The sequence below is a fragment of the Arthrobacter sp. TB 26 genome, assembly GCF_000427315.1.
GTDB lineage: Bacteria > Actinomycetota > Actinomycetes > Actinomycetales > Micrococcaceae > Arthrobacter.
Genome location: NZ_AUPJ01000295.1, coordinates 1 through 16092, shown reverse-complemented (window position 1 = coordinate 16092; position 16092 = coordinate 1). Strand labels below are relative to the sequence as shown.

Annotated in this window: 14 protein-coding genes and 2 pseudogenes; 14 read left to right on the top strand and 2 right to left on the bottom strand. The window is 67.7% G+C overall.

Annotated elements, in window-relative coordinates:
• The first annotated feature begins 27 nt into the window (after positions 1 to 27).
• The 6 genes and pseudogenes from K789_RS0110695 (at position 28) to dapF (ending at position 5885) form a co-directional block, all read left to right on the top strand.
• A complete protein-coding gene (locus tag K789_RS0110695; RefSeq protein WP_024366756.1) occupies positions 28 to 246 on the top strand; it encodes a DUF3046 domain-containing protein in 219 nt (72 codons plus the stop codon).
• Positions 247 to 510: 264 nt separating this feature from the next.
• Positions 511 to 1563 (top strand): recombinase RecA, encoded by a 1053-nt coding sequence (gene recA / locus K789_RS0110690; protein WP_024366755.1) that lies wholly within the window; start codon positions 511 to 513, stop codon positions 1561 to 1563.
• Between the two features lie 160 nt (positions 1564 to 1723).
• A complete protein-coding gene (locus tag K789_RS0110685; RefSeq protein WP_035739547.1) occupies positions 1724 to 2209 on the top strand; it encodes a regulatory protein RecX in 486 nt (161 codons plus the stop codon).
• 171 nt (positions 2210 to 2380) lie between these two features.
• Positions 2381 to 3827: pseudogene (miaB, locus tag K789_RS22850) on the top strand (tRNA (N6-isopentenyl adenosine(37)-C2)-methylthiotransferase MiaB).
• 114 nt (positions 3828 to 3941) lie between these two features.
• Positions 3942 to 4842: pseudogene (gene miaA, locus K789_RS22845) on the top strand (tRNA (adenosine(37)-N6)-dimethylallyltransferase MiaA).
• An 86-nt stretch (positions 4843 to 4928) separates the two neighbouring features.
• Complete coding sequence (gene dapF / locus K789_RS0110670; protein WP_024366749.1) at positions 4929 to 5885, top strand: diaminopimelate epimerase; 957 nt, start codon at positions 4929 to 4931, stop codon at positions 5883 to 5885.
• Here the strand turns inward: dapF and K789_RS0110665 are convergent.
• Positions 5866 to 6480: a class I SAM-dependent methyltransferase gene (locus K789_RS0110665; RefSeq protein ID WP_024366748.1), complete on the bottom strand. Its 615-nt coding sequence runs from the start codon at positions 6478 to 6480 to the stop codon at positions 5866 to 5868. The genes dapF and K789_RS0110665 overlap by 20 nt on opposite strands.
• 532 nt (positions 6481 to 7012) lie before the next feature.
• On the opposite strand from K789_RS0110665, the gene hflX reads away from it, so the two are divergent.
• Together hflX and K789_RS0110655 are read left to right on the top strand one after the other, a co-directional pair.
• Entirely contained in the window at positions 7013 to 8581 is a 1569-nt protein-coding gene (gene hflX / locus K789_RS0110660; protein ID WP_024366747.1) for a GTPase HflX, read from the top strand.
• Positions 8574 to 10760: an ATP-dependent DNA helicase gene (locus tag K789_RS0110655; RefSeq protein WP_024366746.1), complete on the top strand. Its 2187-nt coding sequence runs from the start codon at positions 8574 to 8576 to the stop codon at positions 10758 to 10760. The genes hflX and K789_RS0110655 overlap by 8 nt, the downstream gene beginning before the upstream one ends.
• Before the next feature lie 97 nt (positions 10761 to 10857).
• On the opposite strand, the gene lexA is transcribed toward K789_RS0110655, so the two are convergent.
• Positions 10858 to 11607: a transcriptional repressor LexA gene (gene lexA, locus K789_RS0110650; RefSeq protein ID WP_024366745.1), complete on the bottom strand. Its 750-nt coding sequence runs from the start codon at positions 11605 to 11607 to the stop codon at positions 10858 to 10860.
• A gap of 359 nt (positions 11608 to 11966) precedes the next feature.
• Here lexA and K789_RS0110645 point away from each other — a divergent pair, with 359 nt between their 5' ends.
• The 6 genes from K789_RS0110645 to priA all read left to right on the top strand — a co-directional run.
• Positions 11967 to 12494 (top strand): LysM peptidoglycan-binding domain-containing protein, encoded by a 528-nt coding sequence (locus K789_RS0110645; RefSeq protein WP_306376536.1) that lies wholly within the window; start codon positions 11967 to 11969, stop codon positions 12492 to 12494.
• Positions 12495 to 12572: 78 nt separating this feature from the next.
• Positions 12573 to 13691, top strand: a complete 1119-nt coding sequence (locus K789_RS0110640) for a histidinol-phosphate transaminase (protein WP_024366743.1) — start codon at positions 12573 to 12575, stop codon at positions 13689 to 13691.
• Between the two features lie 79 nt (positions 13692 to 13770).
• Positions 13771 to 14397: an imidazoleglycerol-phosphate dehydratase HisB gene (gene hisB / locus K789_RS0110635; RefSeq protein ID WP_024366742.1), complete on the top strand. Its 627-nt coding sequence runs from the start codon at positions 13771 to 13773 to the stop codon at positions 14395 to 14397.
• The gene (gene hisH, locus K789_RS0110630; protein ID WP_024366741.1) at positions 14394 to 15149 is read left to right on the top strand and encodes an imidazole glycerol phosphate synthase subunit HisH; all 756 of its coding nucleotides are present in this window, start codon (positions 14394 to 14396) and stop codon (positions 15147 to 15149) included. Before hisB ends, hisH begins: the two co-directional genes overlap by 4 nt.
• Positions 15150 to 15308, top strand: a complete 159-nt coding sequence (locus K789_RS25635; RefSeq protein WP_192815759.1) for a hypothetical protein — start codon at positions 15150 to 15152, stop codon at positions 15306 to 15308.
• A 50-nt stretch (positions 15309 to 15358) separates the two neighbouring features.
• A partial coding sequence (gene priA, locus K789_RS0110620) for a bifunctional 1-(5-phosphoribosyl)-5-((5-phosphoribosylamino)methylideneamino)imidazole-4-carboxamide isomerase/phosphoribosylanthranilate isomerase PriA (protein ID WP_024366740.1) occupies positions 15359 to 16092 on the top strand: 734 nt, incomplete at its 3' end.

Sequence of the window (16092 nt, the reverse complement as noted above, 5' to 3'; positions counted from 1 at the left end):
CCCGCCGCACCGTGAGAGACTCTATGGGTGCGAATCAGTGACTTTTGGCGCCTTATGGACGACGAATTCGGGGCAGGGTACTCCCGCGTCCTCAGTAGCTCCCTGGTCCTCGCGGGCATCGGCGGCCGGACCGCCGACCAAGCCCTGAGCGCAGGTGTTCCTCCCCGGCAGGTGTGGCTGGCGATGTGCGAAGTCCAGGACGTCCCCCCCGAGCGCCGGCTGGGCCGCGACATCAGACCGCGCTGACGAGGCTTCCCCCTGACACGCCGCACGGATTGTTCGAATATCTGTTCGGGTAGGACTATGCTTTTTTCAGAGCGTTTTCCACATACGCGGGGCAGGCAGGCAACTTTGTCGGTGGGTGCCAGTAGCTTCAGTATTGACCGAAAACTGATCACGAACCTGATTACCAACACTGATCACGAACACCGATCACCAGCACTGATCACGAACACTACACAGGGCCCGCAACGGCCACTCCACAGCGAGAAAGTATTAGAGGTGTGAACCATGGCCGCAGCCCCGGATCGCCAGAAAGCGCTCGACGCAGCGCTTGCCCAGATTGACAAGCAGTTCGGCAAAGGCTCGGTAATGCGCCTGGGCGACGAAGTCCGTGCGCCCATCGAGGTCATTCCCACCGGCTCCATCGCCTTGGACGTTGCCCTGGGAATTGGCGGCCTGCCCCGCGGCCGCGTCGTGGAAATCTACGGTCCGGAGTCCTCCGGTAAGACCACGGTGGCGCTGCACGCGGTCGCCAACGCCCAGCGCCTGGGCGGCATCGCCGCCTTCATCGACGCCGAACACGCCCTGGACCCGGAATACGCGGCCAAACTGGGCGTCGACACCGACGCGCTCCTGGTTTCCCAGCCGGACACCGGCGAGCAGGCCCTGGAAATCATGGACATGCTCATCGGTTCGGGCTCCCTTGACGTCATCGTCATCGACTCCGTGGCCGCCCTCGTTCCCCGCGCGGAAATCGAAGGCGACATGGGCGACAGCCACGTGGGCCTGCAGGCCCGCCTGATGAGCCAGGCGCTCCGGAAGATCACCGGCCGCCTGAGCCAGACCAAGACCACGGCTATCTTCATCAACCAGTTGCGCGAAAAGATCGGCGTCTTCTTCGGCTCCCCGGAAACCACCACCGGTGGTAAGGCGCTGAAGTTCTACGCCTCGATCCGCATCGACGTCCGCCGGATCCAGACCCTCAAGGAGGGCGCGGACTCCGTCGGCAACCGCACCAAGGCCAAAATCGTCAAGAACAAGATGGCGCCGCCCTTCAAGATCGCCGAATTCGACATCATTTACGGCCAGGGCATCTCGCGTGAAGGCGGGATCATCGACATGGGTGTCGAGCACGGCCTGATCAAGAAGTCCGGTTCCTGGTTCACCTACGACGGTGACCAGCTGGGCCAGGGCATGGAGAACTCGCGCCGCTTCCTGCGCGACAACCCGGAGCTGGCTGCCGAGCTGGAGCGCCTCATCAAGGAGAAGCTCGGCGTCGGAGTGAAGGCCCCCGTCGAGACCGAAGCATCACCGAAGCTGAAGGCCGTTGACGGCTTCTAACCGTCGGTCGCGCAAAGGGGCAGGATTCCCCTCCCGGGATCCTGCCCCCGGCCGGACCGGCGATCACGGGCCCGGGGAACGTGCCGGGAACGGGACCCGCCGTGCGGGTCCTTCCACCGAGCAGGACCGTGACGCAGACCCGGCGGCTGTCGCACGTGCCATTGTCCTGCGGCAGCTGACGAACTCGCCCAAGAGCCGGCTGCAGCTAGCCCGAAAACTGGCTGAGCGCAACGTCCCGGACGACGTCGCCGAAGCCGTGCTGGACCGCTTCGAGGAAGTGAAGCTTGTTGACGACGCGGACTTCGCCGACATGTGGGTGCGGTCCCGTTCGCAGAGCCGCAAACTGGCGAAGGGCGCGCTCCGCCGGGAACTTGCCGAGAAAGGCATCGAGGCGGAAACCGCCGCCGTCGCCCTGGAACAGCTCAGCGACGAGGCCGAGGAATCTGCGGCCCGCGAACTGGTCCAGCGGAAACTCCGGGGCGTGACCGGGTTCGAGGACCGCGCCGAGCGGGACAAAACCACCCGCCGGCTCGCTTCCATGCTCGCCCGCAAGGGTTACCAGCCCTCGCAGGCCTTCCGGATCGTGGGCGACGTCCTCGACGAGGCGGTGGCAGGTTCCGGCGCAGGAGCCGGGCCGGATTTCTGAGCACGCCCCGGCACCGCGCCGACCCGGTACCCTTAACAGGTGAGTTTGACCATTCCCTCCCCAGCAGCCGGCACCACCCCTTCCACCGACGCCTCGTCAGGACCTGGCGCCGCGGCACAGCCCTCCGCGCCGCAGGCCCGCACGTACCAGGTGCGGACGTTCGGCTGCCAGATGAATGTGCACGACTCCGAGCGCATGTCCGGAATGCTCGAAGCCGCCGGCTATGTCCCCGCCGCCGGGGAAGTGGCCGACGTCGTGGTCTTCAACACCTGCGCGGTGCGGGAAAACGCCGACAACAAGCTCTACGGAAACCTCGGCATCCTGGCGCCGGTCAAGGCCGCAAACCCCGGAATGCAGATCGCCGTCGGGGGATGCCTGGCCCAGAAGGACCGCGACACCATCCTCAAAAAGGCTCCCTGGGTGGACGCCGTCTTCGGCACCCACAACGTCGGCGCCCTGCCGGCCCTGCTGGAACGGGCCCGCCACAACAACGAAGCACAACTCGAAATCCTCGAGTCGCTCGACGTCTTCCCCTCCACGCTGCCGACCAAGCGGGACTCTGTCTATTCCGGCTGGGTGTCGATCTCCGTCGGCTGCAACAACACCTGCACCTTCTGCATCGTCCCGGCCCTGCGCGGCAAGGAAAAGGACCGCCGCCCTGGCGACATCCTGGCCGAGATCCAGGCCCTCGTTGCCGACGGCGCCATCGAAGTAACCCTGCTGGGCCAGAACGTGAACTCCTATGGCGTTGAATTCGGCGACCGGCAGGCTTTCTCCAAACTGCTGCGCGCCTGCGGGGACATCCCCGGCCTGGAACGCGTCCGCTTCACGAGTCCGCACCCCGCCGCTTTCACCGACGACGTCATCGACGCCATGGCCGAGACCCCGAACGTTATGCCGCAGCTGCACATGCCCCTGCAGTCCGGCTCGGACAAGGTCCTCAAGGACATGAAGCGGTCCTACCGTTCCACCAAGTTCCTTGGAATCCTGGACAAGGTCCGCGGGAAAATCCCGCATGCCGCGATCTCCACGGACATCATCGTCGGCTTCCCCGGCGAGACCGAGGAGGACTTCCAGGCGACGCTCGACGTCGTGGAGAAGTCCCGCTTCGCCACCGCCTTCACCTTCCAGTACTCCAAGCGGCCGGGCACGCCCGCCGCGGAGCTCCCGGACCAGCTCCCCAAGGCCGTGGTGCAGGAGCGCTTCGAACGCCTCACCGCCCTGCAGGACCGGATCGCCGCCGAGGAGAACGCNCGCCCGCCAGCTCGGCCGGCGCGTGGAGGTCATGGTCACGGCCCACTCCGGGCGCAAATCCGAGGAAACCCACCGGCTCTCCGGCCGGTCGCAGGACCAGCGCCTGGTCCACTTCTCCGTACCCGACGGCGCCGAGTCGCCCCGCCCCGGCGATCTCGTCACGGTGACGATCACCGAGGCCGCGGCGTTCCACCTCGTCGCCGACCCGGCATCGGCGGAGGACTACAGCCTTCGCCGTTCCCGCGCCGGCGACGCCTGGGACAGGTCGCAGGCGGACTCCTGCGGCGCACCCGCCCCCGGATCCTCCTCCGGCACCACGGGCGTCTCCCTGGGCATGCCCACCCTTCCCGTCCGCGGCCGCTAGTCCGTGACGGCACCGCAGGACGCCCCGGCCGGCACAGCGTCCGCCGACAAAGCCGACAAAGCCGACAAAGAGGACACCGGGCCCGGAGCCCCGCCGGACGGCGCATTACCGGCGCTGCCCGTGATCGCCGTCGTCGGGCCAACCGGCTCCGGCAAGTCCGATCTCGCCGTCTCGCTGGCACTGGAGCTCGACGGCGAAGTCATCAACGCCGACTCCATGCAGTTCTACCGCGGGATGGACATCGGCACCGCGAAAATCACCGGGCCCGAACGCAGGGGAGTGCCACACCACCTTCTGGACACCCTGGACGTCACCGAGGAGGCCAGCGTCTCCGACTTCCAGCAGCAGGCCCGGGAGCTCATTGCCGGCATCCACGCCCGCGGCAAACGCGCCATCCTGGCCGGCGGTTCCGGACTCTACGTCCGCGCCGTGCTGGACGTGCTGGAATTCCCGGGTACCGATCCTGCCATCCGGAGCCGGCTCGAAACGGAACTCGAAACCGGCGGACAGGCGCCGTTGCGGGCGCGGCTGGAAGGCGTGGACCCGGTCTCCGCCGGCCGGCTCGGCGATGCGCGCCGGATTGTCCGTGCCCTCGAGGTGTTCGAACTGACCGGGCGGCCGTTCAGCTCCTTTATGCCCACCCGCGAGTACTTCCAGCCCGCGGTGCAGATCGGGCTCGAGGTGGACCGCGAACAGCTCCGGGAACGGCTCNNNCGCCCGCCGGGTCCACGCCATGGTGGAGGGCGGGCTGCTCGAGGAGGTCCGGACGCTCGACGCCGCCGGACTCCGGCTCGGCCGCACGGCCCCGCGTGCCCTCGGCTATGCCCAGTTCCTTAAGGTCCTCGACGGCGAATCGGACACGGCGCAGGCAGCGGAGGAAACCATTGTCGCGACCCGGCAGTTCGCCCGCCGCCAGCTCACCTGGTTCCGGGCCGACCCCCGCATCCACTGGCTCGACTGGCAGGACCCGGAACTCGTGGCGAAGGCCGCGGCGCTCTGCGGCGGCGCCGCTTGACGGGAAGTTCTGACGGGAAGTTTCCACGGCGACGTTTTGACGCGGGCATTTTCCGGCGGCCCGCACCGGAACGGTAACCTTGGAGCATGGACGAAACCCTGGCCGTGGCCGCTGACCGCAACTCCACCGGCGACACTGCAGCCCTGAGCGGACTCAAGTTTTCCAAGGGCCACGGGACGGGCAACGACTTTGTGCTCCTCGCCGACCCCAACGGCACGCTGGCCGTAACCCCGGAGCAGGTCGCCGCACTCTGTGACCGCCACCGCGGAATCGGCGGCGACGGACTGATCCGCGCCGTCCCGTCCCGGCTGCTCGCCGAGGGCCGGGAGCTGCTCACGCACAACCCGGACGCTGAATGGTTCATGGACTACCGCAACGGAGACGGCTCGCTGTCCGAGATGTGCGGCAACGGGGTCCGTGTCTTTGTGCACTTCCTGATCACCGAAGGCCTCGTTGAGCTCCCAGCCGGCGAGTCACTGACCATCGGCACCCGGGGCGGCGCCAAGACGATCGTCCGCACCGCCGGCGGCTACGCCGTCGACATGGGTCCCTGGGAGTTCATCTTCCCGGGCGAGGCCACCGCACGGGCCATGGACTCGCTGGTCAGCGCGGCGGGGCTGGAGGTCGCCCGGCCCGCCCTGTCCGTGAGCATGGGCAATCCGCACACCGTTGTAGCGCTGGCCGAACTCGCAGAGCTGGTGGCCACGCAGCTGTTCACCGCACCGCACGTGGATCCGGCCCCGCCCCATGGCACCAACGTCGAGTTCGTTGTGCCCTCCGAGCCGCTGGTCCATGAGGGCGTCGGAACCATCACGATGCGCGTTCACGAGCGGGGAGTCGGCGAAACGCAGTCCTGCGGCACCGGCGCCTGTGCCGCAGCCGTCGCGATCCGCCACTGGGCCGGCCAGGACGCCCCGGATGTCTGGAACGTCCACGTCCCGGGCGGCATCGTCGGGGTGAAGTTCTTCCTCGGTGCGGAGGGCCATGAGCACGTCGAGCTCAGCGGCCCCGCGGTGATCGTGGCTAGTGGGACGCTTTCCTGACCCGAAGGATGCGAAACGACTTTGAGGTGCTCTCCCGCGTCACCGTGAAGCTGCTGTCCAGCTCCGCTGCGAGCCAGCGCTGGAGTGAATCCGACCCCAGGTTCTTCTGCACCACCAGCCAGGCGGAACCGCCTGGCGCCAGCCGCGGCAGCCAGAGGAGCAGCAGGGCGTGGAGCTCGTCCTTGCCGATCCGGATGGGCGGGTTGGACCAGATGGTGTCGAAGCGGAGCCCCGGGTCGACGGCGTCGGGCGTGCTGGCCGTGACATTGCCCAGTCCCAGCAGGGCCGCGTTTTCGTTGGTCAGGGTCACGCAGCGTTCGTTGACGTCCACTGCGTAGACCTGCGAGTGCGGTGCCCGCAGGGCCATGGTCAGCGCGATCGGACCCCAGCCGCAGCCGATGTCCAGCAGCGTGCCCTGGGGCGCCGGGGCGGGAGCCTCGGCCAGCAGCACGGCCGTGCCCTTGTCGATGTTGTCCGGGCTGAAGATGCCCGAGGACGTCTGCAGCTGCCTCGTTTCACCGGCCAGCTCCACGGTCAGTGGCTTGCGGGTGAACGGCCCGGCAGGCTGGGCGCTGAAATAGTGTGCAGACTCCATAACTGCCCAGATTAGTTGGCCGACGGCCCGCAGGCGAAACTGGTGGAAATCCGGCGTGCGCCGGGCGGAAGACCCGAAGAGACATACACAAGTCCATGCGGCAGGAGCCGGCAGGACCACCGGTGAGTGGCAGCTTTGCTGTCTGCTACGCTTAAAGACATGTTCCTGAACTTCAAGTAGCCGGCACGGGTTAACTCCCGTCCCCGCAGCGACGCAGGTAGTTACCTTCCGCTCAGTGCGCCACCCACGATGCTCCTCACAAGGACCCTCCGCTGGCGCCCGACCCCCTTGGAGTTTGGCAGTGCTCACTGGAGCGCGGCCGGGCGGACAGTTTCTCCCTCCTCAAGGCGACCACCACGCCTGTTTCCCCCTTCTCACCGCTCCTTTGCGGAGCCCACCCTGCCCCCGGCACCGCTGCCGCAGGCATCCCAGGAGGCCCCAATTGGCCAATAGTCGTCAGCCCAGCGCGAATACCGCCCCACCCAGCACCGATCGGCACTATTCTGAAACTGCCGAACCTCTAAAGGAGACCATGACCAGTCAGCCCAACACCGGACCCGATTCAGCAGCCCAGGACATGAGTCCTGCGGAAATCCAGGCTGTCATCGACCGGATCCTCTCCAAGGACACCCCTGCCCGGAAGGCAGCCCCGGCCGCCGGTGAGCCCACCTCGGTGCTCGGCAAGGCACAGGCGATCTCCCGGCTGGACGAGGGACCCAGCACCTACGACGGGGACCAGCAGGACCTGGAGGAACGGCACGCCCTTCGCCGTACGGCCGGGCTGTCCACCGAACTCGAAGACGTCACCGAGGTCGAATACCGGCAGCTGCGCCTCGAGCGCGTCGTTCTGGCCGGCCTGTGGACCGAAGGGACCCTCGCCGACGCGGAGAACTCGCTCCGCGAACTCGCCGCCCTGGCTGAGACCGCCGGGTCGGAGGTCCTTGACGGCATCGTCCAGCGCCGCGCCAAGCCCGACCCCGGAACCTTCCTCGGCTCCGGCAAGGCCCAGGAGCTCAAGGACATCGTGATGTCCACCGGCGCGGACACCGTCGTCGTCGACGCCGAACTGGCACCGTCCCAGCGCCGCAGCCTCGAAGACATCGTCAAAGTCAAGGTCATCGACCGCACGGCGCTGATCCTGGACATCTTTGCCCAGCACGCCAAGAGCCGCGAGGGCAAGGCCCAGGTGGAACTGGCCCAGCTCGAATACCTGCTCCCGCGCCTGCGCGGCTGGGGTGACTCGATGTCCCGTCAGGCCGGTGGCCAGGTGGGCGGTGCCGGTGCCGGCATGGGTTCGCGTGGTCCCGGTGAAACGAAGATCGAACTGGACCGCCGCCGGATCCGCACCCGGATGGCCAAGCTGCGGCGTGAAATCGCCGCGATGAAGCCGGCCCGCGAGACCAAGCGGGCCAACCGCCGTCGTAATGCCGTGCCGTCCGTAGCCATCGCCGGGTACACCAACGCCGGCAAGTCCTCGCTGCTGAACCGGCTGACCGACGCCGGTGTCCTGGTGGAGAACGCCCTGTTCGCCACGCTGGACCCGACGGTCCGCAAAGCAGAGACCTCGGACGGGCTGGGCTACACGCTGGCCGATACTGTCGGCTTCGTCCGTTCGCTGCCCACGCAGCTCGTGGAGGCCTTCCGCTCCACCCTGGAGGAAGTCGCCGACGCGGACCTGATCCTGCACGTCGTGGACGTTTCCCACCCGGATCCGGAAGGCCAGATCGCCGCGGTCCGCAAGGTGTTCAGCGAAGTCGACGCACGCAAGGTGCCGGAAATCATCGTCCTGAACAAGGCCGACGCCGCCGACCCCTTCGTGATCGAACGGCTCAAGCAGCGCGAACCGCGCCACGTTGTGGTCTCGGCGCGCACGGGCGAAGGCATCCCGGAACTGCTCAAGGCCATCAGCGAAGGCATCCCGCGGCCCAGCGTGAAGCTGGAACTGATGATCCCGTACAACCGCGGCGACCTGCTCAGCAAGCTGCACGAGACCGACGCCGAGATCCTCAGCCTCGACCACGAGGAAGCGGGCACCCGCGCCGTTGTGATGGTGCGCGAAGGATTCGCCGCTGAACTGGATTCGTTCATCAGCAATGACTGAGGCAGCGGTGACCGGGGTGGAGACAGGTACCGGCGGACCGGCGGCGGCGGACCCGGCAACGGGGGGCCCAACACCAGCGGACGCCGCGGGGACCGGCGCCGCGGGGACTGTACCGGCGGGAAAGCGTTCAGCCAGGACAGGCGGCCCGGCCGGCGAGGAGTTCGTCATTGAACTGCTCGACCGTGCCGTGTCGGGCATGGGCGGCCAGAGCCGCGACGGCCAGCACGAAATGGCCCGGCAGGTGGCGCACGCGATTGACAGCGGCGACCACCTGCTGGTCCAGGCCGGAACCGGCACCGGCAAGTCCCTGGCGTACCTGATCCCGCTGATCGCCCATTCGCTCGTAAGCGACAAGCCCACCCTGGTCTCCACTGCCACGCTGGCCCTGCAGACCCAGATTGTCGGCCGCGACCTGCCCCGGCTGCTGAAGACCATCACTCCGGCGCTCGAACGGCCCGTTAAGATTGCCCTCGTCAAGGGCCGCTCCAACTACGTGTGCCGCCACAAACTCGAGGGCGGCTTCCCCTCGGAAGAACCCTCGGAAGGGCAGCTCTTCTCGCTCGGCGAGGACACCTCCGTGCCGCATTTCGCCGCGGCGATGGGCGGACCCTCGTCCCAGCTCGGCAAGGAAGTCGTCCGGCTGCGCGAATGGGCCGAGGACACCGTGACGGGGGACCGCGACGAACTCCTGCCCGGGGTAACAGACCGCGCCTGGCGGCAGGTCTCGGTCACCTCGATGGAGTGCCTCGGCGCGCAGAAATGCCCGCTGGCGGCCGAATGCTTCAGCGAACTGGCCCGCCAGAACGCCGCGGACGCAGACGTCGTGGTCACCAACCACGCCATGCTCGCCGTCAGCGCCTTCGAGGGCCTTGCCGTGCTGCCGGAATACGACGTTGTGGTTGTCGATGAAGCCCACGAGCTCCAGGACCGGGTGACCGGCGCCGTGTCCGGCCAACTCTCCGTCGCGATGGTGCACGCCGCCGCGTCCGGGGCCCGGAAGCACACCGGCATTACCGTGGACGCCCTGAACAACGCCGCGTCCAACCTCGAACTCGCCATTGAAGGGGTCCCCAGCGGGCTCATGCCCAACGGCCTCAACAGCGAACAGTTGGACTGCGTGGACCAGTTGCGGGACGCGTGCCGCGCGGCCCTCTCCGATTCCAAGGGGGACAGTGCCAACACGGCCGACGGCGGCCGGCAGCTCGCGCGCTCCCGCCTCATGGTGATCCTGGAGCTGTGCGAACGGCTGCTGGCGGCGCGGGAAAACCGCGAAGTGGTCTGGTTTTCCCGCAACAGCACCTTCGACCCGCAGCAAGGTTACTCCCAGCCCGACGAGTCAGCGCCCGCCCTGGTCAACGTCGCCCCGCTCAGTGTGGCGGGACGGCTCCGCGAGGGCCTGTTCGCGGACCACACCGTCATCCTGACGTCGGCCACCCTGGCGATCGGGTCAGCCTTCGAGCCTGCTGCCGGCGGTCTCGGCCTGGTCGGACCCGGCGCCCCCAGCTGGACCGGGGTCGACGTCGGCTCGCCATTCGAATACCCGAAACAGGGCATCCTCTACGTTGCGAAGCACCTGCCCAAGCCCGGCCGCGGCACCTCGCCGGAAGCCCTTGACGAGCTCGAGAAGCTGATCCGGGCCTCCGGCGGCGGGGCCCTGTGCCTGTTCTCCTCCCGGCGCGCCGCCGAGGATGCTGCTGAGGCCATGCGACCGCGGCTGGACATGAGCATCCTCTGCCAGGGGGATTCGACCATGACCGCTCTCGTGAAGCAGTTCGCCGATGAACCGGACACCTGCCTCTTTGGCACCATGTCCCTGTGGCAGGGTGTCGATGTGCCCGGGACCTCCTGCCGCCTCGTAGTGATCGACCGGATCCCGTTCCCGCGGCCCGATGATCCCCTGATGACGGCGCGGTCCCGCGCGGTGGCCCAGGCCGGCGGCAACGGCTTTATGAGCGTTTCCGCGACCCACGCCGCCATCCGCCTGGCCCAGGGCGCCGGCCGGCTGATCCGCACAACGACGGATAGGGGAGTGGTGGCCGTGCTGGACTCCCGGCTGTCCACCGAACGCTACGGGGGATTCCTCCGCGCTGCCCTGCCGCCCTTCTGGCCCACCACAGATCCCGCCATCGCCCTCGCGGCCCTGGAACGGCTCGCAAAGGAATCCGGGCAGCCCGCATAGCCGCAGCTGGGCCTGAGGGTGGGTCAGGGCCAGGGCCAGGGGTACGGACGGACGCGCCGGCCGGGGGGTGGGGCTGCGGTGCTGGTGCTCACCGGACCTAGAGGGAGCGAAGCACCGAGACGACTTTGCCCATGATGACGGCGTGATCGCCGAGGATGGGCTCATACTGGGTGTTCTGCGGCAGCAGCCAGGTGTGGCCGTCGCGCTGGCGGAACGTCTTGACTGTTGCCTCGTCGTCCAGCAATGCGGCGACAATGTCACCGTTGACGGCGTCGCCCTGCTGGCGTACAACCACCCAGTCGCCGTCGCAGATGGCTGCGTCGATCATGGAGTCTCCCGCGACCTTGAGCATAAAGAGCTCCCCGTGGCCCACCAGCTGGCGGGGCAGGGGCATGACGTCCTCGACTACCTGGTCGGCCAGGATTGGCCCGCCGGCGGCGATGCGGCCTACCAGTGGCACCATGGCGGTGTCGGTGGCGCTTGCAAGCTCGGACACGGACAAGCCGCCGACTGTGCGCAGCCCGCCGGACTTCACAGCCCCGGAAATTTTTGTGGTTCCCTCATCGAGGGTCAACGGCATCAGCACTTCCATGGCCCGGGGGCGTTTGGGATCGCGCCGCAGGTAGCCAAGTTTTTCCAGCTGTGAGAGCTGGTGGGTGACGCTGGAAAGACTGGCCAGTCCCACGGTGTCGCCGATCTCGCGCATGGACGGCGGATAGCCGTTGTCGGTGACCGAGCGCTGGATGGTTTCCAGGATTTTCTTTTGCCGGACGGTGAGGCTCTTCGGGGGCCGGGCTGCCTGCGGGCTTCGCTGGGTGGCCCTGCCGCCAGTGGCTTGTGCTGCCATGTTCGCCAACGCCTTTCCGTTCCGCCCGGCCGCCGTGGCTGCGGTTGCCGGGAACTTCCGGCCTGAAATGTCAGACCCTGCTGATCAACTGCAGAAGTGGTTGTTCTTTGACTCAAACGTAGGCCAGCCACACAGCTTTTTCAAACATTTGTTCTAGCGAGTCTCGACAATGTTCGTCAATAAGTGCTAAAACAGAACAAGCAGGGTTCGAATATGTGTTCTAGTCATTCACTGTTTGAGGGTGGAGCACTGGTCGGGCATAGCGTGACGTTCGGTTCTTTGTTCGAAGGTTAGGCCGGTTGGCGGCGAGTACGTGGAGTACGCCGGGCGGCACAGTATGGTCCAGGAGGGCTCAGTTCATGTCAGCATCAAGCGCGTTTCACGACACTTTCGGCCGCGACGCATTCGGCAACTACGGCCGGCCCGACGGCGGTGCATCCGTCAGCGGGCACGCCCCGGCCAGCCAGGACAGTTCCATCAGCCGGCGCGGCTCCGTTGGCCAGCACAGTTCCACTAGCCAGCACGGCTCCATGAGCCAGCACAGTCCCGCAACCCGCGGGCCGCGGGAGCGGCAGGCGCCGCTCAAGCTCACCCGGCGGGGACGCTTCGTCTTCATCGGCGTGCCGCTGATCCTGCTGGCTGCACTCATTCTCTCCTTTAGCGGCTTCCTCAACGCACCCGCCAAGGCTGCGGAATCCGGCTCCGAGCTGTCACTGACCCCCACGGTGACCGTGACGGTGCAGCCGGGCGAGTCACTCTGGGCCATCGCCGAAGCCGTGGCGCCGGAGCGCGATCCCCGGGACGTTGTGTCCGATATCATCCAGCTGAACAACCTCGAGGCCGCCCGCGTCGTGCCGGGCCAGGCCCTCTTCATCCCGTCCAAGTAGCGCGTTCGATCCCGTCAGTAGGGCCCTGCGAGGCGTCACAGTTTCGGGGCCCGCGGCGATCTCACTTAAACTAGTGACGTGACTGACCAGTTAGAGCGCCTGAACCGACTTCCCCTCCGGACCAATCTGCGCGGCCTGACGCCGTACGGCGCGCCGCAGCTGGAGGTCCCCATCCTGCTCAATGTCAACGAGAACACCCATGGGGTACCCGCCGATGTGCGGGCTGCCATCTCCAAGGCCGTCACGATTGCCGCCGCGGGACTGAACCGGTATCCGGACCGCGAATTCACTGAGCTGCGCGAAGCCCTGGCGGAGTACCTGGGTCACGGACTGGGGGCGGGCAACATCTGGGCCGCGAACGGCTCCAACGAGGTACTCCAGCAGATCCTCCAGGCCTTCGGCGGCCCGGGCCGCACCGCCCTTGGGTTCCCTCCCACCTACTCCATGTACCCGCTGCTGGCCGCCGGCACGGACACCGGGTACATCGTCGGCGTCCGCGCCGACGACTACGGACTGAGCGCCGAGTCGGCCGCCCGCCAGGTCCGCGAACTCCAGCCCAACATCGTCTTCCTGTGCTCCCCGAACAACCCCACCGGCACGGGCCTGGGGCTCGACGTCGTGGAGGCCGTGTACGAGGCCGGCGAAGCCAGTCAGACCATCGTGATCGTCGATGAGGCCTACCACGAGTTCGCCCACGACGGCACGCCCAGCGCCCTCACGCTCCTGCCCGGCCGGGAACGGCTGATTATCTCGCGCACCATGAGCAAGGCCTTCGCCCTTGCCGGTGCCCGTGTCGGCTACATGGCGGCTGCGCCCGAGGTCACTGACGCGCTGCGCCTGGTCCGGCTCCCGTACCACCTCTCGGCCATCACCCAGGCGACGGCCCTGGCTGCCCTGCACCACCGGGTCGCGCTGATGGCAGACGTCGAGGACATCAAGCGCCAGCGGGACAGGATTGTGTCCGAGCTGCGGCGGATGGGCCTCAAGCCGGCTGCTTCGGATTCGAACTACGTCTTCTTCGGCGGCCTCGACAACCCGCACGAGATCTGGCAGGGGCTGCTCGACGCCGGCGTGCTCATTCGGGACGTTGGCATTCCCGGGCACCTGCGGGTCACGGCCGGGACTGAGACGGAAACCACAGCCTTCCTCGAAGCCCTCGAGCGGATCCTGGCCGGCCGCGCAGTGCAGCCCGCCTAGACTTAACACCGGACATCCACACTGCCCTGTTCGCCGGGCACCGTCGTCATCCAACCGTCGTCATCCAAAGGACACGCACATGAGCAACACCGGATCAACCGCTGCCGAGGGCCGGACCGCACGCATGGAACGGACCACCAGCGAATCATCTGTGCTGGTCGAGATCAACCTGGACGGTACCGGCGTCTCGGACATCAGCACCTCGGTCCCGTTCTACGACCACATGCTGACGGCGCTGAGCAAGCACTCCCTGATCGACATGACGGTCAAGGCCACCGGCGATACGCACATCGACGTCCACCACACGGTCGAGGACGTTGCCATCACTTTCGGCGAGGTCCTGCGCACCGCACTCGGGAACAAAGCCGGGATCCGCCGGTTCGGCGAAGCCACGGTTCCCCTCGACGAGGCCCTCGCGCACGCGGTCGTCGACGTCTCCGGACGCCCGTACCTCGTGCACGGAGGCGAGCCTGCCGGCCAGGAGTACCACCTGATCGGCGGACACTTCACCGGGTCCCTGACCCGCCACGTCTTCGAGGCAATCACCCTGCACGCCGGAATCTGCCTGCACATGAACGTCACGGCCGGGCGGGATCCGCACCACATCGTCGAGGCCCAGTTCAAAGCCTTCGCGCGCGCCCTGCGCGCAGCCGTCGAGCCGGATCCCCGCGTCAAGGGCATCCCGTCGACCAAGGGTGCCCTGTGACCGGCAAGGTGCTGCAGGACGGCGCCATCATCAACCCGGACGCCGGCAGGAAGCCGGCCTCGCCCGAGGGCAAGCCCACCGTCACGGTCCTCGACTACGGCTCCGGCAACGTCCGTTCCGCCGTCCGCGCCCTCGAACGCGCCGGCGCCGAGGTTATCCTCAGCTCCAAGCCTGAGGACGTGCTCAACGCCGATGGCCTTGTGGTCCCCGGCGTCGGCGCGTTCGAAACGGTGATGCGGGAGCTCAAGGCCGTCGACGCCATCCGCATGATCGGACGGCGCGTCGCCGGCGGCCGGCCCGTGCTGGCCATCTGCGTGGGCCTCCAGGTCCTCTTCGAAGCCGGCGTCGAGCACGGCACTGAAGCCGAAGGCATGGGGGAGTGGCCCGGCAAGGTCGAACTCCTCCCCGCCGACGTCGTGCCGCACATGGGCTGGAACACCGTGTCCGTTCCGGAGGGCTCCCGGCTCTTCGCCGGTGTCGAAAACGAACGCTTCTACTTCGTGCACTCCTACGGCGTCCAGAAGTGGGACTTCGACGTGATCCAGCCCCGGATGACAGCGCCGCTCGTCACCTGGTCGGAGCACGGCGCCCCGTTCATCGCGGCGGTGGAAAACGGCCCCCTGTGCGCCACCCAGTTCCACCCCGAAAAGTCCGGCCACGCCGGTGCGCGGCTCTTGCGCAACTGGGTCGAGGGCCTGCGGGTCCGTCCCGGGACCGCGGAAGCCACGTCCACGGAAACCGGGACCGCCTAGATGTGGTCCATAGTGTTGATGGGGCTCGCCGGCCTGCTGGTCGGCGGCGCGCTGTCCTTCCGCCAGCAGAAGAGCCCGCGCTGGGTCCAGGCCGTGTTCTACATCCTGGCCGCGATGGCGCTGCTCGCCGCCTACCTCCTGACGCTGCCCGCCTCCTGACGCCCCGCAGCCCCCACCACCTGCCGCCCCTAAAGAGCCGAGGATCCACGATGACCACCGAAACCCCGCTGCCCGTGCTGGAACTGCTGCCCGCCGTCGACGTCGTCAACGGCCAGGCCGTCCGGCTCGTCCAGGGCGAGGCCGGCAGTGAAACAAGCTATGGCACCCCGCTGGAAGCCGCGCTCAACTGGCAGCAGCAGGGGGCGGAATGGGTCCACCTCGTGGACCTCGACGCAGCCTTCGGACGCGGCTCCAACGCTGAGCTGCTCCGCGAAGTGGTCGGCCGGCTCGACATCAAGGTGGAGCTCTCCGGCGGCCTGCGCGACGACGAGTCGCTCGAGAAAGCCCTCGACCTGGGCGTCGCCCGCGTGAACCTGGGCACCGCGGCGCTGGAAAACCCGGAGTGGACTGCCCGGGTGATCGAGCGCTTCGGCGACAAGATCGCCGTCGGGCTGGATGTCCGCGGCACCACGCTGGCCGGCCGCGGCTGGACCAAGGAGGGCGGTGACCTCTGGGACGTCCTCGGACGCCTCGAAGAGGCCGGCTGCTCGCGCTACGTCGTCACCGACGTCACCAAGGACGGCACCCTCCAGGGACCCAACGTCGAACTGCTGCGCCAGATGGTGGAAAAGACCGGCAAGCCTGTCGTCGCCTCCGGCGGGATTTCCAGCCTGGAGGACCTCTTGGTCCTGCGCTCCCTCGTCCCGCTCGGCGTCGAAGGCGCGATCGTCGGCAAGGCCCTCTACAACGGCAACTTCACGCTGCCTGAGGCCCTCGACGTCGC